25 protein-coding genes and 2 pseudogenes are annotated in these 26,714 nt (G+C 68.9%); 20 read left to right on the plus strand and 7 right to left on the minus strand.

What is annotated here, in order from left to right; genetic code table 11:
• Positions 1-414: 414 nt before the first annotated feature.
• The 4 genes from ACFVTE_RS00400 (at position 415) to ACFVTE_RS00415 (ending at position 8,758) form a co-directional block, all read left to right on the plus strand.
• Positions 415-1,089 carry a DUF4232 domain-containing protein gene (locus ACFVTE_RS00400; RefSeq protein WP_387095312.1) on the plus strand — a complete coding sequence of 225 codons (675 nt, stop codon included), beginning with the start codon at positions 415-417 and terminating at the stop codon, positions 1,087-1,089.
• A 159-nt stretch (positions 1,090-1,248) separates the two neighbouring features.
• Complete coding sequence (locus tag ACFVTE_RS00405) at positions 1,249-2,739, plus strand: FAD-dependent oxidoreductase (RefSeq protein ID WP_387095315.1); 1,491 nt, start codon at positions 1,249-1,251, stop codon at positions 2,737-2,739.
• 51 nt (positions 2,740-2,790) lie between these two features.
• The gene (locus tag ACFVTE_RS00410; protein WP_387095318.1) at positions 2,791-7,839 is read left to right on the plus strand and encodes an ATP-dependent helicase; all 5,049 of its coding nucleotides are present in this window, start codon (positions 2,791-2,793) and stop codon (positions 7,837-7,839) included.
• Complete coding sequence (locus ACFVTE_RS00415) at positions 7,832-8,758, plus strand: Fpg/Nei family DNA glycosylase (RefSeq protein ID WP_387095321.1); 927 nt, start codon at positions 7,832-7,834, stop codon at positions 8,756-8,758. The genes ACFVTE_RS00410 and ACFVTE_RS00415 overlap by 8 nt, the downstream gene beginning before the upstream one ends.
• Positions 8,759-8,850: 92 nt before the next feature.
• Here the strand turns inward: ACFVTE_RS00415 and ACFVTE_RS00420 are convergent, their stop codons facing one another.
• Entirely contained in the window at positions 8,851-9,522 is a 672-nt protein-coding gene (locus ACFVTE_RS00420) for a YitT family protein (RefSeq protein WP_387095324.1), read from the minus strand.
• Between the two features lie 60 nt (positions 9,523-9,582).
• Between ACFVTE_RS00420 and ACFVTE_RS00425 the strand changes: the two genes are divergently transcribed.
• The gene (locus ACFVTE_RS00425) at positions 9,583-11,064 is read left to right on the plus strand and encodes a PLP-dependent aminotransferase family protein (protein ID WP_387095327.1); all 1,482 of its coding nucleotides are present in this window, start codon (positions 9,583-9,585) and stop codon (positions 11,062-11,064) included.
• Between the two features lie 191 nt (positions 11,065-11,255).
• On the opposite strand, the gene ACFVTE_RS00430 is transcribed toward ACFVTE_RS00425, so the two are convergent.
• The gene (locus ACFVTE_RS00430) at positions 11,256-11,774 is read right to left on the minus strand and encodes a DUF4188 domain-containing protein (RefSeq protein ID WP_387095330.1); all 519 of its coding nucleotides are present in this window, start codon (positions 11,772-11,774) and stop codon (positions 11,256-11,258) included.
• A 108-nt stretch (positions 11,775-11,882) separates the two neighbouring features.
• On the opposite strand from ACFVTE_RS00430, the gene ACFVTE_RS00435 reads away from it, so the two are divergent.
• Complete coding sequence (locus tag ACFVTE_RS00435) at positions 11,883-12,458, plus strand: TetR-like C-terminal domain-containing protein (RefSeq protein WP_387095333.1); 576 nt, start codon at positions 11,883-11,885, stop codon at positions 12,456-12,458.
• A gap of 4 nt (positions 12,459-12,462) precedes the next feature.
• Here the strand turns inward: ACFVTE_RS00435 and ACFVTE_RS00440 are convergent.
• Positions 12,463-12,893: pseudogene (locus ACFVTE_RS00440) on the minus strand (SRPBCC domain-containing protein); the annotation flags it as partial.
• Positions 12,892-13,434 (minus strand): annotated as a pseudogene (locus ACFVTE_RS00445) (hypothetical protein); the annotation flags it as partial. The pseudogenes ACFVTE_RS00445 and ACFVTE_RS00440, both read right to left, overlap by 2 nt.
• A gap of 17 nt (positions 13,435-13,451) precedes the next feature.
• On the opposite strand from ACFVTE_RS00445, the gene ACFVTE_RS00450 reads away from it, so the two are divergent.
• Positions 13,452-14,408 carry an RluA family pseudouridine synthase gene (locus tag ACFVTE_RS00450; protein WP_387097085.1) on the plus strand — a complete coding sequence of 319 codons (957 nt, stop codon included), beginning with the start codon at positions 13,452-13,454 and terminating at the stop codon, positions 14,406-14,408.
• Here ACFVTE_RS00450 and ACFVTE_RS00455 read toward each other — a convergent pair.
• The gene (locus ACFVTE_RS00455) at positions 14,405-14,935 is read right to left on the minus strand and encodes an O-acetyl-ADP-ribose deacetylase (protein WP_387095336.1); all 531 of its coding nucleotides are present in this window, start codon (positions 14,933-14,935) and stop codon (positions 14,405-14,407) included. The genes ACFVTE_RS00450 and ACFVTE_RS00455 overlap by 4 nt on opposite strands.
• 91 nt (positions 14,936-15,026) lie before the next feature.
• On the opposite strand from ACFVTE_RS00455, the gene ACFVTE_RS00460 reads away from it, so the two are divergent.
• Positions 15,027-15,671 carry a DedA family protein gene (locus ACFVTE_RS00460; RefSeq protein ID WP_387095339.1) on the plus strand — a complete coding sequence of 215 codons (645 nt, stop codon included), beginning with the start codon at positions 15,027-15,029 and terminating at the stop codon, positions 15,669-15,671.
• Positions 15,672-15,689: 18 nt separating this feature from the next.
• Here ACFVTE_RS00460 and ACFVTE_RS00465 read toward each other — a convergent pair whose 3' ends face one another.
• Positions 15,690-15,995: a hypothetical protein gene (locus tag ACFVTE_RS00465; RefSeq protein WP_387095342.1), complete on the minus strand. Its 306-nt coding sequence runs from the start codon at positions 15,993-15,995 to the stop codon at positions 15,690-15,692.
• Positions 15,996-16,197: 202 nt separating this feature from the next.
• Between ACFVTE_RS00465 and ACFVTE_RS00470 the strand changes: the two genes are divergently transcribed.
• From ACFVTE_RS00470 to ACFVTE_RS00525, 12 genes are all read left to right on the plus strand, one after another.
• Complete coding sequence (locus ACFVTE_RS00470; protein WP_387095345.1) at positions 16,198-16,527, plus strand: hydrogenase maturation nickel metallochaperone HypA; 330 nt, start codon at positions 16,198-16,200, stop codon at positions 16,525-16,527.
• Positions 16,528-16,617: 90 nt separating this feature from the next.
• Positions 16,618-17,442 carry a hydrogenase nickel incorporation protein HypB gene (gene hypB / locus ACFVTE_RS00475; RefSeq protein ID WP_387095348.1) on the plus strand — a complete coding sequence of 275 codons (825 nt, stop codon included), beginning with the start codon at positions 16,618-16,620 and terminating at the stop codon, positions 17,440-17,442.
• Between the two features lie 30 nt (positions 17,443-17,472).
• A complete protein-coding gene (locus tag ACFVTE_RS00480; RefSeq protein ID WP_307025352.1) occupies positions 17,473-18,531 on the plus strand; it encodes a hydrogenase expression protein HypE in 1,059 nt (352 codons plus the stop codon).
• 28 nt (positions 18,532-18,559) lie between these two features.
• A complete protein-coding gene (locus ACFVTE_RS00485) occupies positions 18,560-20,353 on the plus strand; it encodes a nickel-dependent hydrogenase large subunit (RefSeq protein ID WP_387095351.1) in 1,794 nt (597 codons plus the stop codon).
• Between the two features lie 3 nt (positions 20,354-20,356).
• On the plus strand, positions 20,357-21,592 hold the full coding sequence (locus ACFVTE_RS00490) for a NifU family protein (protein WP_387095353.1): 1,236 nt from the start codon (positions 20,357-20,359) through the stop codon (positions 21,590-21,592).
• 133 nt (positions 21,593-21,725) lie between these two features.
• On the plus strand, positions 21,726-22,352 hold the full coding sequence (locus ACFVTE_RS00495) for a DUF5947 family protein (RefSeq protein WP_387095356.1): 627 nt from the start codon (positions 21,726-21,728) through the stop codon (positions 22,350-22,352).
• Positions 22,349-23,002: a DUF6084 family protein gene (locus ACFVTE_RS00500; protein WP_387095359.1), complete on the plus strand. Its 654-nt coding sequence runs from the start codon at positions 22,349-22,351 to the stop codon at positions 23,000-23,002. Before ACFVTE_RS00495 ends, ACFVTE_RS00500 begins: the two co-directional genes overlap by 4 nt.
• The gene (locus tag ACFVTE_RS00505) at positions 22,999-24,384 is read left to right on the plus strand and encodes a hypothetical protein (protein WP_387095362.1); all 1,386 of its coding nucleotides are present in this window, start codon (positions 22,999-23,001) and stop codon (positions 24,382-24,384) included. Before ACFVTE_RS00500 ends, ACFVTE_RS00505 begins: the two co-directional genes overlap by 4 nt.
• The gene (locus ACFVTE_RS00510) at positions 24,381-24,500 is read left to right on the plus strand and encodes a DUF6893 family small protein (protein WP_387095365.1); all 120 of its coding nucleotides are present in this window, start codon (positions 24,381-24,383) and stop codon (positions 24,498-24,500) included. The genes ACFVTE_RS00505 and ACFVTE_RS00510 overlap by 4 nt, the downstream gene beginning before the upstream one ends.
• Entirely contained in the window at positions 24,497-25,072 is a 576-nt protein-coding gene (locus ACFVTE_RS00515) for a hydrogenase maturation protease (protein WP_387095368.1), read from the plus strand. Before ACFVTE_RS00510 ends, ACFVTE_RS00515 begins: the two co-directional genes overlap by 4 nt.
• Positions 25,073-25,086: 14 nt before the next feature.
• A complete protein-coding gene (locus ACFVTE_RS00520; protein WP_387095371.1) occupies positions 25,087-25,392 on the plus strand; it encodes a HypC/HybG/HupF family hydrogenase formation chaperone in 306 nt (101 codons plus the stop codon).
• Positions 25,370-25,720, plus strand: a complete 351-nt coding sequence (locus ACFVTE_RS00525; protein ID WP_387095374.1) for a hypothetical protein — start codon at positions 25,370-25,372, stop codon at positions 25,718-25,720. Before ACFVTE_RS00520 ends, ACFVTE_RS00525 begins: the two co-directional genes overlap by 23 nt.
• Before the next feature lie 70 nt (positions 25,721-25,790).
• Here ACFVTE_RS00525 and ACFVTE_RS00530 read toward each other — a convergent pair whose 3' ends face one another.
• Positions 25,791-26,564 carry a DUF6390 family protein gene (locus ACFVTE_RS00530; protein ID WP_387095377.1) on the minus strand — a complete coding sequence of 258 codons (774 nt, stop codon included), beginning with the start codon at positions 26,562-26,564 and terminating at the stop codon, positions 25,791-25,793.
• Positions 26,565-26,714 lie beyond the last annotated feature (150 nt).

The raw sequence follows: 26,714 nt of genomic DNA on the forward strand, positions 1-26,714 counted from the left end.
GCGCCTCTTCAGGTACGTCCGTGGCGGCGTTGCCGCGGACGAGTGCCGAGCTGTCTCCCCTCAACCCTGCGCATCCCCCTTGCTGGAGGACACTTCCGGCGGCGGGAGTGATGATGGACCGCTGCCAGGCTACGAGCAGTAATTCCTTGCCTGCTTTTCGATTTCCTACAAGGTGTGGACAAGTGAGACCAAGATCATTTTGGCACACCGAAAACTGCAGATCAACGCAACTTTTCCCCGCCAATTGGCCAATTCTGCGTCACGAAATTGGTTTATCGTTGCATCAATGTCGGTGGGACTGTTTTTGACCGAACGGAGAATCTCCCCGACCCCGATGTCACAATCCGGGCATCAAATCGGGGTCTCCGCCGCGCCTTCGTTGACTACGGCAGGAACGCCCGCAATGTTAGAGCCATGAGGCCTCAGCGAATCAACAACGGACTAATGGGCACGACGGCGGCTGCCGCACTGGCGCTGCTGCTCACCGCCTGCGGACCAAGCCAGCCCGCCACCCAGGGGACAACCGAACCGGTACCCGGTTCAACCACCCCCACTACGCAGGCGGCCCCCGAAACGCCGGCCCCGCCGTCGTCCTCCGCTTCGCCTTCCCAGTCACAGCCGGCTTCGCCGACGTCGACCTCAGCGGCGCCGCAGTCCACCGCCGCCGGCGCCCAGCTATGCAAGGCCTCAGGACTGAAGGCCACCACGGACGCCACAGGCGGCGGTGCCGCCGGCAGCGTCTACATGGAGCTGATCCTCACCAACAGCGGCAAGGCGGCCTGCCACCTGAAGGGGTTCGCGGGTGTGTCCCTGACCACCGGACCCAACGGCCAGCCGATCGGCGCCCCGGCCCAGCGCGACACCTCGGTCGCCGTCCAGGACGTCCTGCTGGCTCCCGGGAAGTCAGGCACCGCGGTGCTCCGCTACACGCAGGCGGGCAACTACCCGGACTGCACCAAGACGGCTGCCGCCGGATTCCGGATCTACCCGCCGGAGGACACGGCGTCGCTGTTCGTGGCCCGTCCGTCGGATGCCTGCAGCAACGCGTCCATCCAGCTCCTGACCATCGGCGCATTCCAGGCCCGCTAGCGCAAAGCTTGCCCCGAGCAACCTGCCTCGCTCCAAGCCTGTTCGGGCCCCGGCTTCGTAAGTACACTTACGGTTACGTCGGGGTCCTGGCCGGCAGTGCCGGGCCTGCCGCGGGAGCGCCCCGCGGCAAAGACGCAGGCCAAAGGCAGGTTGAGACACGTGACGTCGCTCTGGTTGGACCGTACCGACACCTTCACCGGCGACCCGTTCACCCCCGGTGAGTCCTTCGCCACCGTGGTGGTTGGTGCGGGCCTGACCGGCCTGACCACGGCCCTGCTGTTGGCCCGCTCGGGACAGGACGTCCTTGTCATGGAGGCACGCGGGCTGGGGGCCGTGGCCACCGGCAACACCACCGCCAAAGTCACCCTGCTGCAGGGTACCGTGCTTTCCGCCCTCCGGCAGCAGTACCCCCAGAAGGTGGTGGACGCCTATGTGTCCGGCAACCGGGAGGGGCAGGCGTGGCTGCTGCGGTACATGGAGGAGCGCAGGGTGCCGTTCCAGCTGCGCGACGCCTACACCTATGCCGCCACGCAGCAGGGCACTGAGGCAGTGCGCGGGGAGCTTACGGCTGCCCTCGCCGCCGACCTGGAAGTGGACTACGTGCGCGATGCGGGGCTGCCGTTTCCCATCCGGGGAGCGGTACGGCTTCGGGGGCAGGCCCAGATCAACCCCATGGATGTGCTGACGGCGCTGGCGGAGGATGTCCGGAGCCATGGCGGCCGCATCGTCACCGGGGTCCGGGTACGGAACGTCACCGGGGCGGGGCCGTCGACAGTCCACACTGACCGCGGATCGGTCCAGGCTGACTCCGTGGTGCTGGCCACCGGCAGCCCCATCCTGAACCGCGGCCTCTACTTTGCCAAGCTCAAGCCGAACCGCTCCTACGCCGCGGCCCTGGAGCTCGCAGGAAACGCGACGCCCCCGGAAGGCATGTACATTTCCGTGGAAAAGCCCGTGCGGTCCATCCGGGACTACCCGGCGGACGGCCGGAATTTGCTGCTGGTGGGCGGCAACGGGCACCCGGTGGGCAAGGCGCGTTCGGAGCAGGCGCACCTGGAGAACGTCCTGTCATGGGCGCAGCAGCATTTCCCCGGAGCCACTGTCACGCACACGTGGTCGGCACAGGATTACCAGGCCACCAACCTCATGCCGTTCTTCGGCAAGCTCCCCCGCGGCCGCGGACGCATCCTCTTCGCAACCGGCTACAACAAGTGGGGCATGACCAACGCGGTGGCGGCCTCCCTGGGCATCGCGGCCGACATCCTCGGCGGCCAGCTGCCGTGGGCCAACACCATCCACCGCCGCGTGACGTCGCCTCCGGGCGCCGCCTCGGCCGTCACCCTCAACGCGGGCGTGGCCGCCACACTGGCGAAGGACTGGGGCAGACTGCGGCAACTGCCGCCGTCGGACGGCGCGGCTCCGGCCGAGGGCACGGGCACAGTGACGGTGCGCGGACGGAAGCCCGTGGCCACCTCCACTGTCGATGGCACGACGTGCAGCCTGTCCGCGGTCTGCACGCACCTGGGCGGAATCCTGCACTGGAACGACAACGAGAAGTCGTGGGACTGCCCGCTGCACGGCTCCCGGTTCGGCAGTGACGGCCAGGTGCTGGAGGGCCCGGCCACCCGCGACCTTCCCCCGGCAGGGTAAGGCGTTCCTGGTGCTTCTGCCGGTGTCAGTGCCGTGAGGCATGATGGAGGCATGCAGTCGCAGGAGCCCGCCGGTACCTCCACCGGCACGTCCGCCGGGGACCCGATGGGCCAGTTCAGCCGGCCCACCAGGGAGTGGTTCCTCGGTGCGTTTTCCGAGCCCACCCCCGCCCAGCAGGGCGCCTGGAACGCGATTTCGTCCGGCTCGCATGCCCTTGTTGTTGCGCCCACCGGCTCCGGCAAGACCCTCGCCGCGTTCCTCTGGGCGCTGGACCGGCTCCTGGTGTCCGGGTCTGCTGCACCGGCTGCCGCTTTGCCCGGCCTCGAAGAGGCCCCTGCCGGCGCCAAGGCCAAGCAGTCCCGGGCCCGGAAGCCCAAGCGGAAAACCCGCGTACTGTACATCTCCCCGCTCAAGGCGCTTGGCGTCGACGTCGAACGCAACCTCCGCTCGCCCCTCATCGGCATCACGCAGACGGCCAAACGGCTGGACCTGCCGGCGCCACTGATCACCGTTGGTGTCCGGTCCGGCGATACCCCCGCCGCGGACCGCCGCGCCCTGCTCAGCAACCCGCCGGACATCCTGATCACCACCCCCGAGTCCCTCTTCCTGATGCTCACCTCCAGGGCGCGCGAAACCCTCAGCGAGGTGGACACCGTCATCGTGGACGAGGTCCACGCGGTGGCCGGAACCAAGCGGGGCGCGCATCTCGCCGTCTCGCTGGAGCGGCTCGACGCTTTGCTGCCCGCACCGGCGCAGAGAATCGGGCTCTCGGCGACCGTGGAGCCGCGGGAACTCGTGGCGCAGTTCCTGGCCGGTTCGTCGCCGGTGGAGATCGTGGCACCGCCTTCGCGGAAAAACTGGGACCTCACGGTGTCCGTCCCGGTGGAGGACATGTCCGATCTGCAGGGCGCCGCCGGAGCCTTCGACTCCGGGCCGGCCTCCGGGCTGCAGCCGCAGGCCTCCATCTGGCCCCATGTGGAGGAAAAGATCGTGGACCTGGTCCTGGCCAACCAGTCCACCATCGTCTTTGCCAACTCGCGCCGGCTGGCGGAACGCCTGACCGCGCGGCTCAACGAGATCCATGCCGAACGCCAGCTCCTGACAGTGGGCGGCGGCTGGGATGACCCCGCTCCGCCCCCGCCCGCCGGTGTTCCGGCGTCCACCGCCACACCGGCGCACATGATGGCGCATGCGGGCAGCACCGCCGGGGCCGATCCGCTGCTGGCCCGGGCCCACCACGGCTCCGTGTCCAAGGACCAGCGCGCCCTGATCGAGGACGATCTCAAGTCCGGCCGGCTGCGCTGCGTGGTGGCCACGTCCTCGCTGGAACTCGGCATCGACATGGGTGCCGTGGACCTCGTGGTCCAAGTCGAGTCGCCGCCGTCGGTGGCCAGCGGACTGCAGCGCGTGGGCCGCGCCGGACACCAGGTGGGCGAGATCTCCCAGGGCTATCTGTTCCCCAAGCACCGGGCCGACCTCGTGCACACCGCCATCACCGTTGAGCGCATGCTGGACGGCAAGATCGAGCGGCTGAGCGTGCCGGCCAACCCGCTGGACATCCTGGCCCAGCAGACCGTCGCGGCCACCGCCCTGGGCAGCATCGATGTGGAGGAATGGTTCTCCACAGTCCGCCGCTCGGCCCCGTTCGCTTCGCTCCCCCGCTCCGCCTTTGAGGCCACACTCGACCTCCTGGCCGGGCGCTACCCCTCGGATGAATTCGCCGAGCTCCGGCCCCGGATCGTCTGGGACCGCAACGCCGGGACCATCGAGGGCAGGCCCGGCGCCCAGCGGCTGGCGGTCACGTCCGGCGGCACCATCCCGGACCGCGGACTGTTCGGCGTCTACATCATCGGTACGGAGACGGAGGGATCGGCCTCACCTGCGGGCCCCTCTGGCGGCAAGGGTCCGGGCACCGCCCCGGCCAAGGGCGGCCGGCGGGTCGGCGAGCTCGACGAGGAGATGGTCTACGAATCCCGCGTCGGCGACATCTTTGCGCTGGGCGCCACCAGCTGGAAGATCGAGGACATCACGCACGACCGCGTGCTCGTCTCCCCCGCCTTCGGCCAGCCCGGCAAGCTGCCCTTCTGGAAAGGCGACTCGCTGGGGCGCCCCGTGGACCTGGGACGCGCCCTTGGCGCGTTTGTCCGCGAACTGTCCGCGTCCGACGTCGGCCCTGCCACCGAACGCTGCAAGGCCAGCGGCCTTGACGACTTCGCCGCCAACAACCTCCTGCAGTACCTGTCCGAACAGAAGCTGGCCACAGAGGTCGTCCCCAGCGATACCACCCTGGTGGTGGAACGCTTCCACGACGAACTCGGCGACTGGCGGGTCATCCTGCACAGCCCGTTCGGCATGCCGGTCCACGCACCCTGGGCCCTCGCCGTGGGCCAGCGGCTGCACCAGCGCTACGGCTTGGACGGGTCCGCCATGGCCGCCGACGACGGCATCGTGCTGCGCGTGCCCATGATGGAGGACGAACCTCCCGGCGCCGAACTGTTCCTCTTCGATCCCGAGGAACTGGAGCAGATTGTCACCGCCGAGGTGGGCGGCAGTGCCCTGTTCGCGTCGCGCTTCCGCGAATGTGCGGCGCGGGCACTGCTGCTGCCCCGGCAGACCCCCGGTAAGCGGCAGCCGCTGTGGCAGCAGCGCCAGCGGTCCGCACAGTTGCTGGATGTGGCCCGGAAGTACCCGTCGTTCCCGATCGTGCTGGAAACCGTCCGCGAATGCCTGCAGGATGTGTACGACCTTCCGGCGCTGAAGGATATCGCCGCGTCGGTGGAGCGGCGTGAACTCCGGATTGTGCAGACCACCACGCAGCAGCCGTCCCCGTTCGCGAAGTCGCTGCTGTTCGGCTACGTGGCGCAATTCCTGTACGAGGGTGATTCCCCGCTCGCCGAACGCCGGGCGGCCGCACTGGCGCTGGACTCCACGCTGCTCAATGAACTCCTGGGCCGCGTGGAACTGCGCGAGCTTCTGGACGCCCGGGTCATCGACGCCACCGAACGCGAACTGCAGCGCCTTGCCCCCGACCGTAAGGTCCGCGGCCTGGAGGGCGTGGCCGATCTCCTCCGGCTGCTCGGTCCCCTGGACCCCCTGGAGGTCGCGGCCCGGCTCGCCCCGCCGGTCGAGGCAGCCGGAACCACGGACACGCCGCTGGTTGAGCCCGCCGAAACCGGGCCCGCCGAGGCCACAGTTGCGGAGGCCGCCGCCCATCTCGCCGCCCTGCAGCGGGCGAACCGGGCAATCAAGGTGACCATCGCCGGCGTCGAACGCTTTGCCGCCGTGGAGGATGCGGCCAGGCTCCGCGACGCCATCGGTGTCCCGCTGCCCATGGGCGTTCCGCTTGCCTTCATCGAGCCGGTGGCCGACCCGCTGGGCGACCTCGTCTCGCGGTACGCCCGTACGCATGGCCCGTTCACCGCCACTGAAGCCGCGGCCAGGCTGGGACTCGGTGCCGCCGTCGTCGGAACTGCACTGAAGCGGCTGGCGGCCGACGGCCGCGTGGTGGAAGGCGAGTTCCGGCCCCACGCCGAGCCCCCCGCCGGCGAAAGCGCCGTTGCCACTCTGTCCGAGTCTGATTCCGAATCCGCGCTTGATCCCGTCGCGGAAGCGGCGGCCGCATCGGCAGTCGCCTCAGCCGCAGTGTCCCTCTCCGGCAGCGAATGGTGCGACGCCGAAGTCCTCCGCAAACTCCGCCGCCGTTCGCTCGCCGCGCTGCGGGCCGAGGTGGAGCCCGTGGACATCACGGCCTACGGCAGGTTCCTGCCGTCGTGGCAGAATGTCCGCACTCCCGGCGCGGGACGGGGACAGCCGGCGCTGCGCGGACTCGACGGCATCATCACCGCCGTGGACCAGCTCTCCGGCGTGCCCATCCCTGCCTCGGCCTGGGAACCGCTGGTACTCGCCAGCCGGGTGTCCAATTACCAGCCCGCCATGCTGGACGAGCTCATGGCCGCGGGCGAGGTCCTCTGGTCGGGTGCCGGTGCGCTGCCGGGCAACGACGGCTGGATCAGCCTGCACCTGGCCGATTCGGTGGAACTGACGCTGAACCCGGCGCCCGACTTTGAACCGGGCGACGCCCAGCGGCGGCTGCTGGACCACCTTCAGGCCAACGGCGGCGGCTACTTTTTCCGGCAGCTGACGGACATTGCCGGCGGCATGGACGCGGTGCTGGGCGACCAGGACGTCGTGTCCGCCCTCTGGGATCTGGCGTGGGCCGGCCGGGTCACTGGGGACACGTTCGCCCCGGTCCGGGCCCTGATCGCCGGCGGGCACACCGCCCACAAACAGGTTGCGCGGGCGCCGCGGGCGAGGGCACCGCGCCTCAGCCGGCTGGGACGGTCGCACGGCACGGGCCTGCTCGGCTCGCCGGGACTGTCGGGCGGACGGTACGGGTCCCCCGGTGGCGCCGTGCCCACCCCGCCGCTCGCTGCGGGGCGGTGGTCCGCGCTGCCGATGCCCGAGCTCGATCCCACCATCCACGCCCGTGCTACCGCCGAGCTGCTGCTGGACAGATACGGTGTGGTCACGCGCGGATCAGTCATGGCCGAGAACATCCTGGGCGGATTCGGCCTCATGTACAAGGTCCTGGCCCGGCTGGAGGAAGCCGGGCGGTGCCGGCGGGGGTACTTCATCGAGCATCTCGGTGCCGCCCAGTTCGCCGTGCCCGCAACCGTCGACCGGCTGCGCTCGTACACCGAGGACGCCCAGCTGGCGAAGTCGGACCCCGTGGCGCTGGCCCTCGCGGCAACAGACCCGGCCAACCCGTACGGCGCTGCCCTGCCGTGGCCTGCCGGCAATGTCGAAGCCGGCAGCGGGCACCGACCGGGGCGGAAGGCCGGCGCCCTCGTGGTGCTGGTCGACGGCGCACTGGTGCTGTATGTCGAACGGGGAGGCAAGACGCTGCTGGTGTTCACCGAGGACGAATCCGTCCTCGCCGCCGCTGCCGGTGCCCTCGTGGACGCAGTGAAACGGGGGGCTGTGGACAAGCTCGTCATGGAAAAGGTCAACGGCCATGACATCCTCGACACCCCCACGGCGTCGGCCCTGACTGCCGCCGGCGCCTACTCCACACCGAAGGGGCTGAGGATCCGTGCCTGAAGGCGACTCCGTCTGGCAGGCCGCCAACCAGCTGCACACAGCCCTCGCCGGCCAGAAGCTTCTCGCCTCCGACTTCCGCGTGCCCCGCTTCGCCACGCTGAACCTGGCCGGCTGGACCATGGAGGAGGTTGTCCCCCGCGGCAAGCACCTGCTGATGCGGCTGGCAGGCCCCGCCCAGGAGCGGCTGACCATCCACTCGCACCTGAAGATGGAGGGCAGCTGGCAGATCTACCCGCCGGGCGGCAGGTGGCGGAAGCCGGGATTCACGGCCCGGTGCGTGCTTCGCACCGCCGCGGCAGACGCCGTCGGATTTTCCCTTGGCCTGCTCGAGGTGATCAAAACCAGCGAGGAGGACAAGGCTGTGGGGTTCCTTGGCCCGGACCTGTTGGGTCCGGACTGGGACCCGGCCGAGGCGGAGCGGCGCGTGTCGGCGAAGCCGGACGTGCCGGTGGGCGTGGCCCTGCTGGACCAGAGCAACCTCGCGGGCATCGGGAACATCTACCGCTGCGAGGTGTGCTTCCTGGCCGGCATCCACCCGGCGTCGCCCGCCTCCGCGGTGAAGGACTGGCCGGCCATGTTCGCGGACGCCAAGCAGTTGCTCGAGGCGAACCTCGGACCGGGCCGCAGAACCACACTGCTCAACGCCCGCGGAACCCCCGTGGGCCGGGCGGCAGGCCGCCCCGGCTACTGGGTGTACCGGCGTGAGCACCAGCCGTGCCTTCGCTGCCGGACCCCCATCCGGCACGGCGTGCTGGGGAAAAGCGTGCCGGGCCGTCGTCCGGGCAACAGTGGTGCGGGAATGGCCGTGCCCGGAGGCGGCGGCCCGTCCGGCGCGGGCAGTGCGCCCGGGGTGACCGAGGAACGCGACATCTACTTCTGCCCCAAGTGCCAGCCCTTGTTGGACGGCTCCGAAGTGTGAGATCTATGAGGCCCCGGGACACACAAACGGCATGAGGACGCGCATATGAGAGCGTCCTCATGCCGGTTGCGCATCCTCCGAGAAAATGCGCGTCAGGAAGCGGCGACCGGTTCCTCCGGCCGGGCCTCGCGGTCCGCGGGCTTTGGACCGGCGGCTTTCACGGTTCCGGCGGCTGCTGCCGGTTCCTGGGCCGGGACCATGAAGTACGGCAGGAGCAGCTGCACCAGCGGACCGATCGCCAGCGCATAAACCACAGTTCCCACGCCGACCGAGCCGCCCAAGAGCCAGCCTGCACCGAGCACCAGTACCTCAATCAGTGTCCGGGACAGGCGCACGGACCAGCCCGTGCGCCGGGCCAGGCCGGTCATGAGCCCGTCGCGGGCGCCGGGGCCGAAACGGGCGCCGATGTAGCAGGCGGAGGCAATCCCGTTCAGCACCACCGCACCGCCCAGCATCGCGATCTGGCCGCCAAGGTGGGAGAACGCGGGGATCAGGGCGAGCCCCACGTCGGCAAACACGCCCACGAGGACGGCATTGCACAGCGTGCCGAAGCCCGGCCTCTGGCGCAGCGGAATCCACAGCAGGAGCACGAGGAAGCTGAGGATGATGACCACGACGCCGATGCTCAGGCCGGTCTTGCCGGCAACACCCTGGTGGAACACGTCCCAGGGGTCCAGCCCGAGTCCGGCCCGGATAAACAGGGCCAGCGAAATGCCGTACATGGCGAGGCCGGTGAAGAGCTGTACAAGTCTGCGGATCATCATTGAACCATATTGCGGCAGAACTGGCCTTGTTTTCCATGGCCAGTTTGAAATACTGGCCTCATGTCCGGCTCACTCACACCCACCGCCCTCGCCCGTCTTCTGGGCCAGTGGCACCGCGGCAACGCTCCCGCCTACCGCGAGCTGGCCGACGTCGTGCGTCTTCTGGTTCTGGACGGGCGCATCCCTCTGGGGACCGCACTGCCCAGCGAACGGACACTGTCCGCCACCCTCGCCGTCAGCCGCACCACTGTGACGGCGGCGTATTCCAGCCTGCGCGAACAGGGGTTCCTGAGCAGCGGCCAGGGCACTCGCGGCCGTACCTGCCTGCCGCAGACGGCCTACACTGCAGGACAGGGTCGGGACTCGCGGGCCGGATTGTCAGGGGCGCCGGGCCTGGCGGTTCCCGACGGCGTCATCGACCTGGCGTACGCGTCGCTCCCTGCCAGCGGCGAGGCGGTCCACCAGGCCTTCGCAGCGGCCCTCACCGAGCTGCCCGCCCTGCTGCCCGGCTTCGGCTACGACGCCCTCGGCGTGCCGGCCCTTCGGGAGGCGATTGCCGGCCACTATGCCGACGCCGGCGTGCCCACCACGGCCGGGCAGATCCTCGTGACGTCCGGCGCACAGCATGCGCTCAACATCGTGCTGCGGGCGCTGGTCGGCAAGCAGGACAAGGTCCTCGTCGAGCAGCCGACCTACCCGAACGCGCTCGACGCCATCCGCGCCACGGGCTGCCGCATGGTGCCGGCGTCCCTTCCGCCCGCGTCCGAGCGGGGCTGGGACCTGGACGCGATCGAGTCGGCCCTGATGCAGCAGCGGCCCCGCATGTTCTACACGGTCCCGGATTTCCACAACCCCACCGGCCGGCTCATGCCGGACGCGCAGCGCCGCCGGCTGGTCGGCGCCGCCGCGGCGTCGGGCACGGTCCTCGTGGTGGATGAGACTCTCCGTGCGCTGAACCTCGACGGCGGCACAACGGCTCCGCTGGCTTCCTTCAGTTCATCAGTGGTGTCCATCGGCTCGCTGAGCAAGTCCCACTGGGCGGGCATGCGCACGGGCTGGATCCGCGCGTCGGAGAGCCTGGTCCAGCGGTTCGCGGCGGTCCGCACCACGATGGATCTGGGCGGTCCGGTGGTGGAACAGCTGGCGGCGGCGCATCTGGTGCGGAACCTGGCCGACCCTTTGCCCGCCCGCCTGTCCGCGCTCCGCCAGAACCGCTCCGCGCTGCTGGAGCTGCTCAAGGCCCACCTTCCGCGGTGGGAGGCGGAAAGGCCCGACGGCGGCCTGGCCGTCTGGTGCCGGCTGCCGTCACCCAGCAGCACGGCCCTCGCCGTCATCGCCCCGGAATTCGGCATCCGCCTCGCCGCCGGGCCGCGCTTCGGCGTGGGCGGGGTGTTTGAGAACTTCCTCCGCATTCCGTTCACGCTGCCGCCGGACCAGCTGGAGACCGCGGTTCTCGCGCTGCGCGCTGGTCAGGACAGGCTGGATGCCGCCCCGCAGCTGCGGCGGACCCTCAGGGACTCCCCCACCGCCGCCATCGCCTGAGCTCCGTCGTGGGGCTGGGGACAGCGCCCGGCCCCACGACGCGGATAGCACCCGGCGACGCGGATACTGTCTGGCGACGCCGATAGTGCCTGGCGACGCGGGAATTCGGGTGTCCCACGGCAATATGCGCGTCGTCCGGCGAATAGCGCGTCGCAGGGCAGGTATGCAGCAGGGCGGGAAGCTGCCTCAGTTCACACCCTGCCGGCCGGCCGCGTGCCTGCACAGGGTGCCGCCGGCCGCCCGATGCGCTGCCGGGCCGTGTTGGTGCCCGGCCCGACGGCGACCTGTGCCGTGGCCTTCGCCAGGCCGAAGAGCGGCATGCCGTTGTAGATGGTCTCGATCCCCTCGGCAGGCACGTGGTAAGTCTCATGCCACACACCCACATCCCCTGAACCGGCCACCTCCTTCATGAACCGGCGCCACGGCTCCAGGTGCGGCGACTCCCGGTCAGCCGCAAACTTCTGCAGGTGCTCCGGGCTTTCCCAGTAACTGACCATGACGGTTGTGCGCCCGAACCACTGTTCGCAGCCCAGCATGCCCGACGCCGGGTTCCCGGCGAGGTGACGGAGCATCCGGGGCATGGCCGCGGCGGTCTTAGCCACCGTTCCCACCTTCCACCACCGGTTCGCCCGCATGCCGATGAGGAAGACGGTCACGGACCCGCGCTGCACGTCGGCGGTATATCGACCCGGAGATACGTTCTGGCTCATGGGGACGCTCATTTCCGGAACCAAGGTTCCCTGGAATGTTGTACAAGACGTTGGATAACAATGTTTCATAACTAAGTTACGAAACGATGTTATGAAACAATGGAACCCATGGCAAGACCTGTACTGCACAACGATGCCCTCCGGCAGGACCTTCTCACCGCCACGGCCGACCTTGTCGCCAGGGAGGGGCCCGGCCGGGTGGCACTGCGCGACGTGGCAGCAGCCGCGCAGACCTCCACCACCGCCATCTACTCGCTCTTCGGCGGGAAATCGCAGCTCCTGACGGCCGTGATGGACCACGGATTCCGGTCCTTTCACGATTCCCAGCAGGCCGCCGCACCCGGCGGGCTCCGCAGCCTCGGAGTGGCATACAGGACCTGGGCCTTGGAGCACCAGGCCCTGTACCGCCTGATGTTCGGCGGCGCCATGGCCGCCTACACCGAGTGCCAGCCGAGCCCCGAGGTCGCCGCCGGTGCCATGGCGCCCCTGGTTGAGGCGGTGGCGTCGGCGCAGTCCGCGGGCACCTTGCTGCAGGCACCGGTGGAAGCAGTGGCCACGGCCATCTGGGGACAGGTCCATGGCCTCGTGAGCCTGGAATTGGCGCGCGTCGGCCCGCCGGAAACCGACTGGCCGGCGGCGTACTCTTCGGCGCTGGACGCGATGATCCGCGGCTGGACGGCCTGAGAGACTACGCGTAGACCTTCCCGAGCAACGCACCCCAGGCCTGGGCAGTGGCTCCGGAATCGCCGCTGCCGCTGAAGTCGTGGACGGTCATGCCCACGGGTGCGCCGAACGCGTTGCGGCCGAAGAAACGGTAGAGGGTATCCCCGGTCCGGAGGCCCAGGAAGTTCGCGCTGGAAGAGTCCACCTGCCCCGTGAGCCGCCCAACGCCGTCGACCTCCACCTCAGCACTGTCACCTTGCGACGCACCGTCCACGCCGAGCGCCTTCTTGAGCCGGGCAAAGCCGTCAGGCGTCTGTGAAGCGGCCGGCCCCTGGATATCCGTGAAAACAACGGGCTGGCCGTCGAAGTGCTGGCGCGGTCGTACTGCTGGTCCCAGTCGTCCGCGAAGATGCCACTGTGGACGTAGTGGAGCCTGGCCCGGCCGCCGTCGACCGGCGACGACGAGCCGGTGCTTCCATCCGCCGGCGCCACCGTGGTGGTATTTGTTCACGAACCGGGCGACCGCCACGCCCAGGTCTTCGGCGAAGGCGGCCCGGTCCGCGGCGGTGCGGAAGGTGATTTCGCCGTCGATAGCGAATGTGGCCAGTTTCTGCCGCGCGGCCGCGGCACCGGCGATGAGCTTCCCCATTTCCTGGACCATGCGGCCGGCGAGCGCCAGCAGCCAGAAGGCCGAGAACCGGTCCGCGAAACGGCGCGGATCCGGCGCCACCGACTGAAGCGCCACCGGGGAGATGAGGTAGGAGGCAGCGGTGGCGCGCAGCACACGCTCGGTGACGTTGCCCTTGCGGCGTTCCTCCACCAGCTCGACCAGGCCGTGCCGCTCGAGTGCCTTAAGGTGGTAGTTCACCTTCTGCCGCGGCAGCCCGTTTCGACGGTTCCCTGCCCGATCGACGGCGCGGATCGTCGTATGCGCGGGGAACCGTCGAAACGGGCGGACCGGGCCGAGGTCCGGGCAGCAAGCAGGAACCGGGCACAAAGTAGAATGGACCAGTGATGCAATCCCCCCTCCCCGTGCGCGACGGCGTGAACGCAACCCGCCTGCGCCTCCCGGACGAGGGCCCGTGGGACACCGCAATGGACTACATGATGCACCGCTGGGGCCACATCGACCCCCAGGGCATCGAGGACAGGTTCGACGCCGGCGAGATCGTGGGCGAGGGCGGCATCCCCCTGCACCGCGGCACCAGGCTCGAGGACCACACCTTCATCTGGTACTACCGCACGCTCCCGCCGGAAACGCGGCTGCCTGTCGAGCTGAGCATCCTGCACCAGGACGAGCACATCCTCGTGGTGGACAAGCCCCACTTCCTGCCTACCACCCCGGGCGGCACCTACATCCAGGAATCAGCCCTCGTCCGGCTCCGGAACCAGCTGGACCTGCCGGACCTGATCCCCATGCACCGCCTGGACCGCATGACCGCCGGCATCCTGCTGCTCTCAACCAACCCGGAGACCCGAGGTAAGTACCAGGTGCTCTTCGAGAAGCGCCAGGTCCGGAAAGAGTACGAGTGCGTGGCCGCCGCGGAACCGGCAGAAGGATATGCCGCCGTCGACTTCCCCGTGGTGGTGCGGAACCGGATGACCAAATCCCGCAGCTACCTCCTCGCGGAGGTCATCGACGGTGAACCCAATGCGGAGACCCGCATTGAACTGCTGAAAACGTACGACGCCGGCAGTTCCGCAGGTGCCCCCGGTTCGGCAAGTTCGCAGCGGCGTGGGCTGTACCGGCTTGAGCCGCACTCGGGCAAGACCCATCAGCTCAGGGTGCACATGGCCTCCCTGGGGCTGGGCATCCTGCACGATTCGTTCTATCCCGAGCTGCTGGACAAGGCGCCGGACGACTACACCAAGCCGCTCCAGCTGCTGGCCCGCGGCATCCGGTTCGTGGACCCCATCACCAAAGAGCCGGTCGAATACCGCAGCCGCCTCCAGCTGAGCGAAGTCCCCTAGCCAGCACTCTCAAGGACATCCCGGAAGACCGCCGCGGTATCCGGGCTGAACAGCACGAACTCCACCAGCTCCACGCCGCCTTCGGCAGAACGGGCGGCATAGGACCGGACAGCGTCGAAAGCAACCTGCGCCACCTGGCGGGCGTCCCAGCCATAGACCCCGGCGCTCACCGCGGGAAAGGCCAGCGACCGGACACCCAGGCCCCCGGCAACCCGCAGGCTCTCGGTGAAGCAGGACGCCAGCAGCGCCGGGTTGGTCTGCCCGGCGTGGCGGTTGGGACCAACGGTGTGGATGACCCATCGCGCCGGCAGGCCGAACCCTGGCGTGGCCACGGCCGCGCCCACCGGCAGCCCGTCCTGGAGCGTCGTCGCCCTCAGCTCGCGGCAGGCGGCCAGCAGTTCCGGCCCAGCCGCACGGTGGATCGCCCCGTCCACGCCGCCGCCGCCCAGCAGCGAGGAGTTGGCAGCATTCACCACCGCGTCCACCGGCCGTCCGGTGATGTCACCTTCAACGATCTCTATCCGCATGCAGCCAGTGTGGCGCTGTCCAACGGCCAGGCGTAGGGGCTGCCCAGGCGTAGAGGGTCCGCCAGCGTTCCGTGTGCGGTACGTTGTGCAGATGGACTTCGGCAATCCGGACACGTGGAGCACGGCGATCTACTTCTGGATCATTCCCGCTGTCCTCGGCGATGCCATCTTTCCGCCGATCCCGTCCGAGATGGTGCTGATCACGGGCGGTGCCCTTTCCGCCGCGGGCCGGGCCAACCTCTTCCTGGTCGGCATCCTGTCCGCTACCGCATCGTGGCTGGGCGACATGGTGGTGTTCCAACTGTTCAAGCGCCGGCTGAGCCATATCCTGGACCGCTGGACCTGGGGCCGGAAAATCCACCGGGGCATCCACGAAGCCATCGCCAAGGCGGGCCGGTCCTCCGCGTACGGCACCATCATCGGGGCCCGGTTCATCCCGGGGGGCCGGCTGGCGACATCGGCCGCCGCGGGCATCGCCGACGTCTCCACCCGGGGCTTCAGCCTGTGCGCCGGGCTGGGAGCGGTGCTGTGGGCGACGTGGCTCGTGGGCCTCGGCTACTTCACAGGCTCCGCCACACGGCTGCCCTTCTGGGCGAGTTCGCTGATCGGGGTGGCCGTCGGCCTGGTGATCGGCGCCCTCGTGGGCCTGATCGTCACCCGCCGGCGCGGCGACAGGTCCCCGGTGGACGAACCAGGCAGCGCCCCCGGCCCGGGCACCCAGACACCGGGCGCCTAAGCCTTCAACGCCTAAACCCTAGACGGGCGCCCAGCGGCCGCGGCTGCGGCGGAGCACCGAAAGCGAGCCGGTCAGGGCAACGCGTTCGACGGCGTCGCGCATCACGGCTGCCGATTCCAGCGCCGCGCTGTTCTCACCGTTGTATTCGGAGGGCTCCACGAGGAACCGCAGGTTCAGCTGCGGCACGCCGCCGGCCAGTTCCAGCTGGTGCGATTCCACATGGTGCCGCGACCGCAGCGCCTCCACAGCGGTGTCCATCACGGCTTCGGGAGGGTTGCCCGGCTTCAGCCCGGTGATCTTGAGTCTGGTCTGGAAGGACGGCATCCTTCAACCCTAGCGCGGCGTGTGAAGGGCACAGCGCGAAAGACACAACACGCACGGACACAGCGCGAACGTACACTTGTGGCCCCAAAATGCCACTCCGCAGGGACCTTAACTGTACGTTCGCGCGGGGAGGAACGGGGCGGAATACGGACGGTTGCGTTTTGTCTGGGGCGGGCCTATCTTGGCAGGAAGGGGCGCGATCATGCACGAACTCTCCATCACGCAGGGCCTTGTCGACGCCGTTCTCAACCGCACAGGCGAACGGACGGTCACGGCGGTCAACCTGAAGATCGGTCCCCTTTCCGGCGTACTGGCTGATGCCGTGCGCTTTTGTTTTGACGTGGCAGCGGCGGGCACTCCGCTGGCCGGCGCGCGGCTGCAGATCGAGGAGCCGCAGGGCCGGGGGCGGTGCCGCACCTGTCAGGATGAATTCACCCTGAGCGATCTCATTCTGCTTTGCCCTTGCGGAAGCGCGGACGTCGAAGTCCTCAGCGGCCGTGAGCTGATGCTGATGTCCGTGGAGGTGGCATAGGACATGTGTACAACGTGCGGTTGCGGCGACGAGGCCGGCACCCGCATTTCAAACCTCGCAGGCGAACTGCAAACATCCGGGCTCCGGCACGTGCACAGCCATACCGATGAGCACGGGCGCACCTACACCCACGAGCATGCAGACTCCCCTGAGCACCACCACGGGCATGCGAACGGGCACCCCCACGCGGATCCCGGCGCGGAGACCATCGTGCTCGAGCAGAACCTGCTGGCCAAGAACGACCTGCTGGCCGCCACGAACCGCGGCTGGCTTGCCGGCCGGGGAGTCCGCGCGTTCAACGTCATGAGTTCGCCGGGCGCGGGCAAGACCACCCTCCTGGTCCGCACCCTGATGGAGCTTGGCGGGCGCCTCAACGCAGGCGTCATCGAGGGTGACCAGGAGACGTCCCTCGACGCTGATCGCATCCGCGCTACCGGACGCCCGGTCATCCAGATCAACACCGGCGCGGGCTGCCATCTCGACGCCGACATGCTCCGGCATGGCCTTGATGCGCTGTCCCCGGCGCCGGGCTCCACGGTCTTCATCGAAAATGTGGGCAACCTCGTCTGCCCCGCGCTTTTTGACCTCGGCGAAACAGCCAAGGTGGTGATCGTCTCGGTAACGGAAGGTGATGATAAACCCCAGAAATATCCGCACATGTTCATGGCAGCCGACCTCGTGATCGTCAACAAGTCGGACCTGCTCCCCTACGTCGACTTCGACGTCGACCAGTGCCTGCGGCGCATCCGGCAGATCAATCCGCGGGCCGAATTCCTCACCCTGTCCACCACCACCGGCGAAGGCCTCGCAGCCTGGTACGGCTGGCTCGACGGCGCCACCTCCCATGCGGCGGCGCCAGCCCCCGGGGCTGCCCGACCAGAACCCCTGGCCGGTTCCCTGACAGAAGCACACTGAGCCCCCAAAGGGGCACTGAAAGAGGCAACGATGCCTACGGAAACCTCCCTTAAGGCCGAAGAAGCCCTCATCCACGTGCTGTGGATCAATGCAGGGCTCAGCTGTGACGGCGACTCGGTGGCGCTGACGGCGGCCACCCAGCCGAGCGTCGAGGAGATCGCCCTCGGGGCGCTGCCCGGCCTGCCGAAGATCGCCATGCACTGGCCCCTGATCGACTTTGAATGCGGCCCGCAGGAAGGGGCCGACGATTTCCTGGAGTGGTTCCGCAAGGCGGACCGCGGTGAACTGGAACCGTTCGTGCTGGTGGTGGAGGGCTCCATCCCCAACGAGAAACTCCACGACCCCGGCGGCTACTGGTGCGGGTTCGGCAATGACCTCGAGACCGGGCAGCCGATCACCACCAGCGAGTGGCTGGACCGCCTGGCTCCCAAGGCCACCGCCATCATCGCCGCCGGAACCTGCGCCACCTACGGCGGCATCCATGCCATGGCAGGAAATCCGACCGGCGCCATGGGCGTCCCGGACTACCTCGGCTACGACTGGAAGTCCAAGGCCGGCATTCCCATCGTGTGCGTGCCCGGATGCCCGATCCAGCCTGACAACCTTTCCGAAACCATGACCTACCTGCTCTACCAGGCCACCGGCCAGGCACCGATGATTCCGCTGGATGAGGCCCTGCGTCCCACGTGGCTCTTCGGCAAGACGGTCCACGAGGGCTGCGACCGGGCCGGCTACTACGAGCAGGGCGACTTCGCCACGGAGTACGGTTCCCCCAAGTGCATCGTCAAGCTCGGCTGCTGGGGTCCCGTGGTGAAGTGCAACGTGCCCAAGCGCGGCTGGATGAACGGCATCGGCGGCTGCCCCAACGTCGGCGGCATCTGCATCGGCTGCACCATGCCCGGCTTCCCGGACAAGTTCATGCCCTTCATGGATGAGCCTCCCGGCGGCAAGTTTTCCACCAGCACCATCAGGCCCTACGGCTCCGCCATCCGGACCCTGCGGGGCATTACGACGCACACCCTGGACCAGGAGCCCAAGTGGCGCCGGCCCGGACCTGAGCTCCTCACCGGGGCCCGGCGCACCTGGTAACCCACCCACGTCCAGACAGGCGAAGACAATGACGTCCACAATTCCCATGGGTTCCGGAAGCGGAACGGGTAACAGCAACCTGGTGGAAATGAACTGGGATCCCATCACCAGGATCGTCGGCAGCCTCGGCATCTACACCAAGATCGACTTCGAGAACAACCAGGTCGTGGAATGCAAGAGCACCTCCTCGATTTTCCGCGGTTACTCCCTCTTCATGAAAGGCAAGGACCCAAGGGACGCCCACTTCATCACCAGCCGCATCTGCGGGATCTGCGGCGACAACCACGCCACCTGCTCCTGCTACACGCAAAACATGGCTTACGGCGTCAAACCCCCGAACCTCGGCGAATGGATCGTCAACCTGGGCGAAGCCGCCGAGTACATGTTCGACCACAACATCTTCCAGGAAAACCTCGTTGGCGTGGACTACTGCGAAAAGATGGTCTCCGAAACCAACCCCGGCGTCCTCGCCAGGGCGGAGAACACCAGAGCACCCCACGAGGCCGACCACGGCTACCGGACCATTGCCGACATCATGCGCTCGCTGAACCCGTTTACCGGCGAGTTCTACCGCGAAGCGCTGCAGGTCAGCCGCGCCACCCGCGAAATGTTCTGCCTCATGGAAGGCCGGCACGTGCACCCGTCCACGCTCTACCCGGGCGGCGTGGGGACAGTGGCCACCATCCAGCTGATGACGGACTACCTCACCCGGCTCATGCGCTACGTCGAATTCATGAAGAAGGTCGTCCCCATGCACGACGACCTGTTCGATTTCTTCTACGAAGCACTGCCGGGCTACGAGCAGGTGGGGCTCCGGCGGACGCTGCTGGGCTGCTGGGGCTCGCTGCAGGACCCGGACTACTGCAACTTCGAGTACAAGGACATGACCGAGTGGGGCCGGAAGATGTTCGTCACGCCTGGCGTGGTGGTGGACGGCAAGCTGGTCACCACCGACCTGGTGCGGATCAACCTGGGCCTGCGGATCATGCTCGGCTCCTCGTACTACGAGGACTGGGAGGGCCAGGAAATGTTCGTCACGCACGATCCGCTGGGCAACCCGGTGGATCGCCGGCACCCCTGGAACCAGCACACCAACCCGCGGCCGCAGAAGCGCGACCTCTCAGACAAGTACAGCTGGGTCATGTCCCCGCGATGGTTCGACGGCCAGGACAACCTCGCCCTGGACACCGGCGGCGGCCCGCTGGCACGGCTCTGGGCCACGGCGCTCGCCGGGCTCGTGGACATCGGCTACATCAAGGCCACCGGCACGAGCGTGCAGATCAACCTGCCCAAGACCGCGCTGAAGGGACCCGTCACCTTCGAGTGGAACATCCCGCAGTGGAGCAACACGCTCGAACGCAACCGTGCCCGCACGTACTTCCAGGCCTACGCCGCGGCTGCTGCACTCCACTTCGCGGAAAAGGCCCTCGAGGAAATCCGCGCCGGCCGCACCAAGACCTGGGAAACGTTCGAAGTCCCCGATGAAGGCATCGGCTGCGGTTTCACAGAAGCGGTCCGCGGCGTCCTGTCCCACCACATGGTGATCCGCGACGGCAAGATCGCCAACTACCACCCGTACCCGCCCACCCCCTGGAATGCCAGCCCCACCGATTCCAACGGCGTGGCCGGTCCCTATGAGGACGCGGTCCAGGGACAGCCGATCTTCGAGGAGAACGACCGGGAGCACTTCAAGGGCATCGACATCATGCGCACCGTCCGCAGCTTCGATCCCTGCCTGCCCTGCGGTGTCCACATGTACCTGGGCAACGGGCAGACGCTGGACATGCTGCACTCCCCCACCCAGACCCTGACCGGCGAGTAGGCCATGCTCGGCGGGGACCGGCCGCCGCTGCAGAACGGCGACCAGATCGGCACACTCCTCGACGCCCTCGGCGCCGGCGGGGCGGTGGCCCGCGGCCGGGCCGAGGACCTGGTCCGGCAGGTGACAGACCTCTACGGCGCCGGACTGCAGCGGATCATGGAAATCCTGCAGGCGCAGGGAAAGCTCGACGGCGGCACACTGGAAGCGCTGACCGCTGACAGCCTGGTGGCCGGTCTTCTGGTGATCCACGGGCTGCACCCCCAGTCGATGGAGGCGCGGGTGGCTGCGGCGCTGGACAGCGTCCGGCCCTACCTGGGCTCCCACGGCGGCGACGTGGAGCTGGAAGGCATCAGCCCTGACGGTGTGGTGCGGCTCAAGCTGTTGGGCACCTGCCAGGGCTGCCCGTCGTCGTCCGTCACCCTCAAATACGCCGTCGAGGAGGCCATCCAGAACGCCGCCCCGGAAGTGACGGCGATCGACGTCGTCGAGGCGGAAAAGCAGCCGGGCTCCCCGGCGCTGATTCCGGTGGACTCGCTGCTGGTCCGGGTGAACAACCCGGCGGGCGGCACCCCAGCGGAATCCTGGCACGACATGTCCGGCGGCACGTGGGAACCCGTTCCGGAGATCGCCGGGCTCGAACCCGGCGAGGTGGCAGGTTTCCTGGTCGGCGGCTATGCGGTGCTGGCCTGCCGCACCGGGCAGGACATCTACGCGTACCGGGACTACTGCCCGCGCTGCACCGGTTCGATGGCCGGTGCTGTCCTGCAGCGCGCCCTTGCGGCACCTGTTGGCGGAGGCCTGCTCACCTGCCCCACCTGCCGCGGCCACTTCGACGTGCGGCGGGCGGGCATGTGCCTGGAGGACAAGGGCCTGCACTTGGAGCCGCTTCCGCTGCTGGTCAGGAACGGCGTGATGTCCGTGGCGGTCCCGACGGCGTCCGTACAATCCATGCCGCTGCCGGTTGCCCCGGCGCCCGATACCCCGGTGGCCGTAACGCCGGTACAGGCACTCCCGCTGGTGACGCCGGCCGGGCTGGAACCTGTCCCGGCGGCGCCAATACCGGCGGAGCTTGGACCGGCGGAGCTTGGACCGGCGCCGGCGGACCCGGCCCCGGTTTCTTCGCCTGCGGCGCCGGCCCCGGTACCGGCGGAGCCCGTGCCGGCGCTGTCGGAGCCCGGCTCGATGCCGGCATCCGCCACGGCGCCCGAACTGCAGACCGCCGCTGGACAGGACCGCTGACATGAGCGTGGGGAATGGTGGAGGTGCAGGACGCGGCCCGGGGACCGGCCAGGCCCCCGGCGCCTTGCCGGTGGCCTTACTGCGGCGGATTTCCTCGAACCGGCCCGCTCCCGCCGCCGGGGAATGCTGTGAAATGTGCGGCGAACCGATCCCCGGCGCACACCAGCACGTGGTGGACCTGGAGAGCCACGCGATGCTGTGCACCTGCCGGCCCTGCTACCTCCTCTTCACCGACGCCAGCGCCCATATGCGCTACCGCTCGGTGCCTGATCGGTACCTCTCCTTCCCCGACTTCGATCTCGGCCCGGGGCAGTGGGACGAACTGGAGATTCCGGTGGGCCTGGCGTTCTTTTTCCGCAGCTCCAAACTCGGCCGCACGGTGGCGTTCTACCCGGGCCCGGCCGGGGCCACGGAATCGGAACTGCCCCTCGCCGCGTGGGACGCAGTGCTGGCCTGCAACCCGGCCCTCGGCTTGGCCGCGCCGGACACCGAGGCGCTGCTGATCCGCGGCCCTGGTCCGGGCAGGGCCGCCGCGGACTGCCACCTCGTTCCGGTGGACGCGTGCTACGAGTTAGTGGGCCGGCTGCGCCGCCTCTGGCGCGGGTTCGACGGCGGCCAGGAGGCACGCGACGAGCTCACCGCTTTCTTCGACCGGATCGCCCGCCGCAGCGTTCCGGCCCCGGCAGAGTCCGGCAGCACGGTTTCCGGCGGCACGGCTTCCGGCGGCCGGGCATCACGCGGCACGGGAGGCTTCCGGTGACCGAGCTTTCCTTCTCCGTGCTGGAGATCCGGCCCGAACCCTACGCCGCCGCGCCACAGCTGACGGCCAGGCTGCAGGTGGCGGAGGGTACCGCTGCCGTGGTGCACGCTGTGGCGCTGCGCTGCCAGGTCCGGATTCAGCCGCAGCGGCGCGGCTACGCGCCCGAGGAGGAGTCCGGCCTGTTGGACCTCTTCGGAGACCGCGGCCGCTGGCCCACCACGCTCAAGTCGTTCGTCTGGATGCAGTGCAGCACCATGGTGCAGGGCTTCAGCGGCAGCACCGAGGTGGACCTTCCGCTGCCCTGCACCTTCGATTTCGACGTGGCAGCGGCCAAATACCTGCACGCCCTGCGCGACGGCGAGATACCCCTGGAGCTGCTGTTCTCGGGCACGGTCTTCACCAAGGGGCAGACCGGCTTCACGGTGGAACAGGTGCCGTGGGACCTCGAGGCGTCCTACCGGCTGCCCGTGGCCGCCTGGCGCAGCGTGATGGACCAGTATTTCCCCAATGCCGGCTGGATCCGTCTCGACCGCGATGTCCTGGCCGCGCTCGCCCGGTACAAGTCCGCACGCGGCCTCACGTCCTGGGAAGCCACGATGGAGAAACTGCTCGCCCAGGCCACCGCCGATGTGTCCGGGGAACGGCCATGAACACCGGCCTGGCCCTGGCACGCGCAGTCGCCGACGCCGTCCTCTACGAGGGCTACCTGCTCTATCCCTACCGCGCCTCCTCGCAGAAGAACCAGGCCCGCTGGCAGTTCGGGATTCTGGGTCCCCCGCACGCCGCGGCGGACGGCCGCGGGGAGGAACCCTCCATGTCCGCCGACTGCCTGCTGGCCCCCGGATCGCAGGCCGGACTGGAAATCCATTTCCGCTTCCTGCAGCTGCAGACGCGGACGGCAGAAAAAGCCGACGACGGCGGCGGGTTCACTCCCGTGGACAACCTCGCCGTGGGCGGTGCGAACTGGCTGAGCTGGGACGAGGCAGTCGAGCAGGAAACCACGTTCGGCCCCTTCTCCGTGGCCCAGCTCCGGGCCGGGCTGGTCCTCCCCGTGGACGTTCCGGAGGGGCTCGACGTCGAGGAACTCAAGGACGACGCCGGGAGGCCGGCCGGCCGACTGGTGCGCCGCCGTCGCGCCCTCCGCGGTGAACTGCGGCTCACCGCCGCCGATGATCCCGGCGGGCTGCTGCGGCTCAGCGTCACCGTGGCCAACACGGCCGGTGCCCTGCCAGCCAATACCGTGCCTGCCGGGAACCGGCAGGACGCCATTGGGGCCTCGTTCATCGGGGCGCACCTACTGCTCGGCGTGCGGGACGGGGATTTCGTCTCGCTGCTGGACCCGCCGGCGTGGGCACAGCCGGCAGCCGGGCTGTGTTCCCAGCACCGCTGCTGGCCCGTGCTGGCCGGGCCCGAGGGCCAGACCGACGTGCTGCTGATCTCGCCGATTATTCTGTACGACCACCCCGCCGTGGCCCCGGAAAGTTCGGTGGCACTGTACGACTCCACCGAGATCGACGAGATCCTCACGCTGCGGGTGCTGACGCTGACCGACGAGGAAAAGGCCGAGGCGCGGGCGACGGACCCGCGGGCTGCCGCCGTCATCGACCGCTGCGAGGCGATGTCGCCGGAGGACCTCCAGCAGCTGCACGGCGCCCTGCGGAACCCGCACGCGTTCGCCGCGGACCCCGCCGACGCGTGGACCATGGCCAGTGAGGACGCTCCCTGGTGGAACCCCGAAGCGGAAGCCAGCGTCCGGCCGGACGTGGACGCCGTCGTGATCAACGGCGTCGCGGTGGCGCGCGGCAGCCGGGTCAGGGTGCACCCAAAGCGGCGCGCCGACGCGCAGGACCTGTTCTTCGGCGGCCAGACCGGGCGGGTCACCAGCGTGCATTTCGACGTCGACGGCAGCACCCACATCGGGCTCGTGCTGGAGCAGGATCCGGCGGCTGAACTCCATGAGGGCTACGGCCGGTCCTTCTACTATGCGCCCGACGAACTGGAACCGCTGGACGGAAAGGAACCCCCGCAATGAAGGCAATAGGAATGGCCACTGTTTCCGTGGTGGCGGCGATGGCCCTCTGGGGCATCTACATCGGCATCCGTGCAGTTCCGGATATCCGGCGGTACATGAAAGTGCGGCGGATGTGACCGCCGCCGGGAGGGCCGGGACAGCGCCGCACGACTCCGGCGGCCAGGACTCCGGCGAGCGCACCGGCGGTGTCCTTGTGGCCGGCGTCGGAAACATGTTCCTGCACGACGACGGCTTCGGCCCCGAGGTGGCTCGTCACCTGGCCGCCCAGCCCCAGCCGCTGGCCCCCGGCGTCCGGGTGGTGGACTACGGCATCCGCGGCATGCACCTGGCCTACGATCTCCTGGCCGGCGTTGACACCCTGGTCCTCGTGGACACGGTACCGGCCGACGGGACCTCGGCCCCGGGCAGCATCCGCGTGCTGCAGGTCAACTCGGCGGACCTGGACCGCAGGGCGTCATTTGACCCGCACGGCATGGATCCGGCAGCCGTATTGGTTCGGCTCCGGTCGATGGGCGACAGCCTGCCTGCCACGTATGTGGTGGGCTGTGTCCCTGAAGACCTGTCCGAGGGCATCGGCCTCTCGCCAGCTGTGGCCGGGGCGGTGCCAGAGGCCGTTGCGGCCGTCGGCTCCCTGCTCGGCCGGCAGTTTTCCGCTCCCGCTCCCAACCGGTCGTCCACATCAACATAAGGCGGTGTCCGTACATGTGCCTCGGAATTCCCGGCAGGGTCGTTGAACTCCTCGAGGGCTATGGCGGCCAGCTCGCCTTGGTCGATGTGGCGGGAGTGCAGCGGAAGATCAACATCGGGCTGCTGGACGAGGGCCCCTTGCAACCCGGCACCTGGGTCCTCATCCACATGGGCTTCGCGCTGGAACGCGTGGACGCCGCGGGCGCGGAACAGGCCATGGACGGGCTGGAACTGATGGGCCGCCCGGCGGACACCCCGACCGGACCCCAGCCGCCACAACCACCACAAGGAGAGCAGCATGTCACCCACGAACCAGCCTGATCCCGCTGACAAGGAACAGGGCACCTCTTCGGGTACAGCGCCCGGTACGGCGCGGGCGTTCGGCAGCGAACCGCCGCTGAAGGAACCCGCCCAGCCCGGAGCGGACGAGACCCCGGAGGACGCGGCACCGGCTCCGGCCGACGTCGGCGTCAGCACCACGCGCCGCGGTGAGGACGTTATCAAGGAGGAGGGCACCGAGCCTGGGCGCGAGCACACGGGAACCGACGAGTCCCCTGCGGGCCGGCCAACCGGCGAGTCCTCCGCCCGCGATGCCACCGCCGTCAAGAGCCCCGAGCATCCCGACGGCGCGGCGCCACAGTCGCCCTAGGCTGCAGTCACCGTAGCCTGCAGTCGCCCTGGACCCTGGCCCCGCCCTGGGCCGGGGTTGGAGTTCGGCGCTAGCGCTCGAGTGCAATGGCCGCGCCGCGGTGCTCCACGCCGGTATTGGCAATCCGCAGGTGCCGGGCCGTATAGTGCTTCAGCTGCTGCAGCTGGTGGGCCGAGAGCCGGTCGCACACCCAGTCCCAGTGCAGCGAGACGACGTCGCCCACGGCCAGCCCGGCCACGAACCCGGTCCCGTTCACGGCGAACTTGGCGGATTCCACTACGGGCTCCCCGATGTCCAGGGCCGTGCCGTCCCACACCAGCGGCCGCGAGCGCACGACGGCGTCGTCCCCCGTGATTGCGAGCACCTGTCCCCAGCGGATCCGGCATCTGTCCAGCACGTTCAGCGCGGTGGCGTGCCGTCGTTCGTCGCGCAGCAGGCCCAGCCATGGGTAGATCTCGAACACGTGGAAACTGTGGTGCGGGACCCCGCCCGCCAGCACGCCTTCCACCAGATGCGGGAACTGCCGTCCGGTGCGCGCCCGGAAGCGGTCCTCCATGGAATTTCCGATATTCGTGATACCGACGGAATCCAGCAGGCTGTTGCCCACCCAGTAAGCCTCCACCACGCGGGCATCGAGCGGATCGGCAATGCCGTGCGACCCGGCGATCAGTTCGAGGTATGGCCACGCCCCGGCAAAGCCCTTGGCCAGTTCGCGGAGCCCCTGGTCCGTGACGCCGGACTGCCCGTAGTGCAGCAGGGCGTCACTGTCCGGCGGCCCGCAGCTCCCGCGTGAATTGGGCGGATAGGCATAGCGGACGAACAACTGGGCACCATCGATAACCATCCCGTGGCCACCTTCTGCGAGCGTCTTCTGAAAGTAGCACCGGCCCATGACGCCGACAAGGGACGGCCCGCCGTCGGCAATTCCCGGAACTCAGCCGGCAATCCCTGGAGCGCCAGCGAAGGCGTTGACAGCCCTGCCGCCGAAGCGGAT

It is taken from the genome of Arthrobacter sp. NPDC058097 (genome assembly GCF_042884885.1).
GTDB lineage: Bacteria > Actinomycetota > Actinomycetes > Actinomycetales > Micrococcaceae > Arthrobacter.

Coding starts and splice junctions, on each gene's coding strand:
- ACFVTE_RS00530 (WP_387095377.1), bottom strand. CDS start 26,564: ATGGTTATCGATGGTGCCCAGTTGTTCGTCCGCTATGCCTATCCGCCC.
- ACFVTE_RS00450 (WP_387097085.1), top strand. CDS start 13,452: ATGCAATCCCCCCTCCCCGTGCGCGACGGCGTGAACGCAACCCGCCTG.
- ACFVTE_RS00410 (WP_387095318.1), top strand. CDS start 2,791: ATGCAGTCGCAGGAGCCCGCCGGTACCTCCACCGGCACGTCCGCCGGG.
- ACFVTE_RS00470 (WP_387095345.1), top strand. CDS start 16,198: ATGCACGAACTCTCCATCACGCAGGGCCTTGTCGACGCCGTTCTCAAC.
- ACFVTE_RS00465 (WP_387095342.1), bottom strand. CDS start 15,995: ATGCCGTCCTTCCAGACCAGACTCAAGATCACCGGGCTGAAGCCGGGC.
- ACFVTE_RS00420 (WP_387095324.1), bottom strand. CDS start 9,522: ATGATGATCCGCAGACTTGTACAGCTCTTCACCGGCCTCGCCATGTAC.
- ACFVTE_RS00455 (WP_387095336.1), bottom strand. CDS start 14,935: ATGCGGATAGAGATCGTTGAAGGTGACATCACCGGACGGCCGGTGGAC.
- ACFVTE_RS00490 (WP_387095353.1), top strand. CDS start 20,357: ATGCTCGGCGGGGACCGGCCGCCGCTGCAGAACGGCGACCAGATCGGC.
- ACFVTE_RS00495 (WP_387095356.1), top strand. CDS start 21,726: ATGTGCGGCGAACCGATCCCCGGCGCACACCAGCACGTGGTGGACCTG.
- ACFVTE_RS00435 (WP_387095333.1), top strand. CDS start 11,883: ATGGCAAGACCTGTACTGCACAACGATGCCCTCCGGCAGGACCTTCTC.
- ACFVTE_RS00425 (WP_387095327.1), top strand. CDS start 9,583: ATGTCCGGCTCACTCACACCCACCGCCCTCGCCCGTCTTCTGGGCCAG.
- ACFVTE_RS00525 (WP_387095374.1), top strand. CDS start 25,370: ATGTCACCCACGAACCAGCCTGATCCCGCTGACAAGGAACAGGGCACC.
- ACFVTE_RS00400 (WP_387095312.1), top strand. CDS start 415: ATGAGGCCTCAGCGAATCAACAACGGACTAATGGGCACGACGGCGGCT.
- ACFVTE_RS00430 (WP_387095330.1), bottom strand. CDS start 11,774: ATGAGCCAGAACGTATCTCCGGGTCGATATACCGCCGACGTGCAGCGC.
- ACFVTE_RS00485 (WP_387095351.1), top strand. CDS start 18,560: ATGACGTCCACAATTCCCATGGGTTCCGGAAGCGGAACGGGTAACAGC.
- ACFVTE_RS00480 (WP_307025352.1), top strand. CDS start 17,473: ATGCCTACGGAAACCTCCCTTAAGGCCGAAGAAGCCCTCATCCACGTG.
- ACFVTE_RS00520 (WP_387095371.1), top strand. CDS start 25,087: ATGTGCCTCGGAATTCCCGGCAGGGTCGTTGAACTCCTCGAGGGCTAT.
- ACFVTE_RS00510 (WP_387095365.1), top strand. CDS start 24,381: ATGAAGGCAATAGGAATGGCCACTGTTTCCGTGGTGGCGGCGATGGCC.
- ACFVTE_RS00460 (WP_387095339.1), top strand. CDS start 15,027: ATGGACTTCGGCAATCCGGACACGTGGAGCACGGCGATCTACTTCTGG.
- ACFVTE_RS00505 (WP_387095362.1), top strand. CDS start 22,999: ATGAACACCGGCCTGGCCCTGGCACGCGCAGTCGCCGACGCCGTCCTC.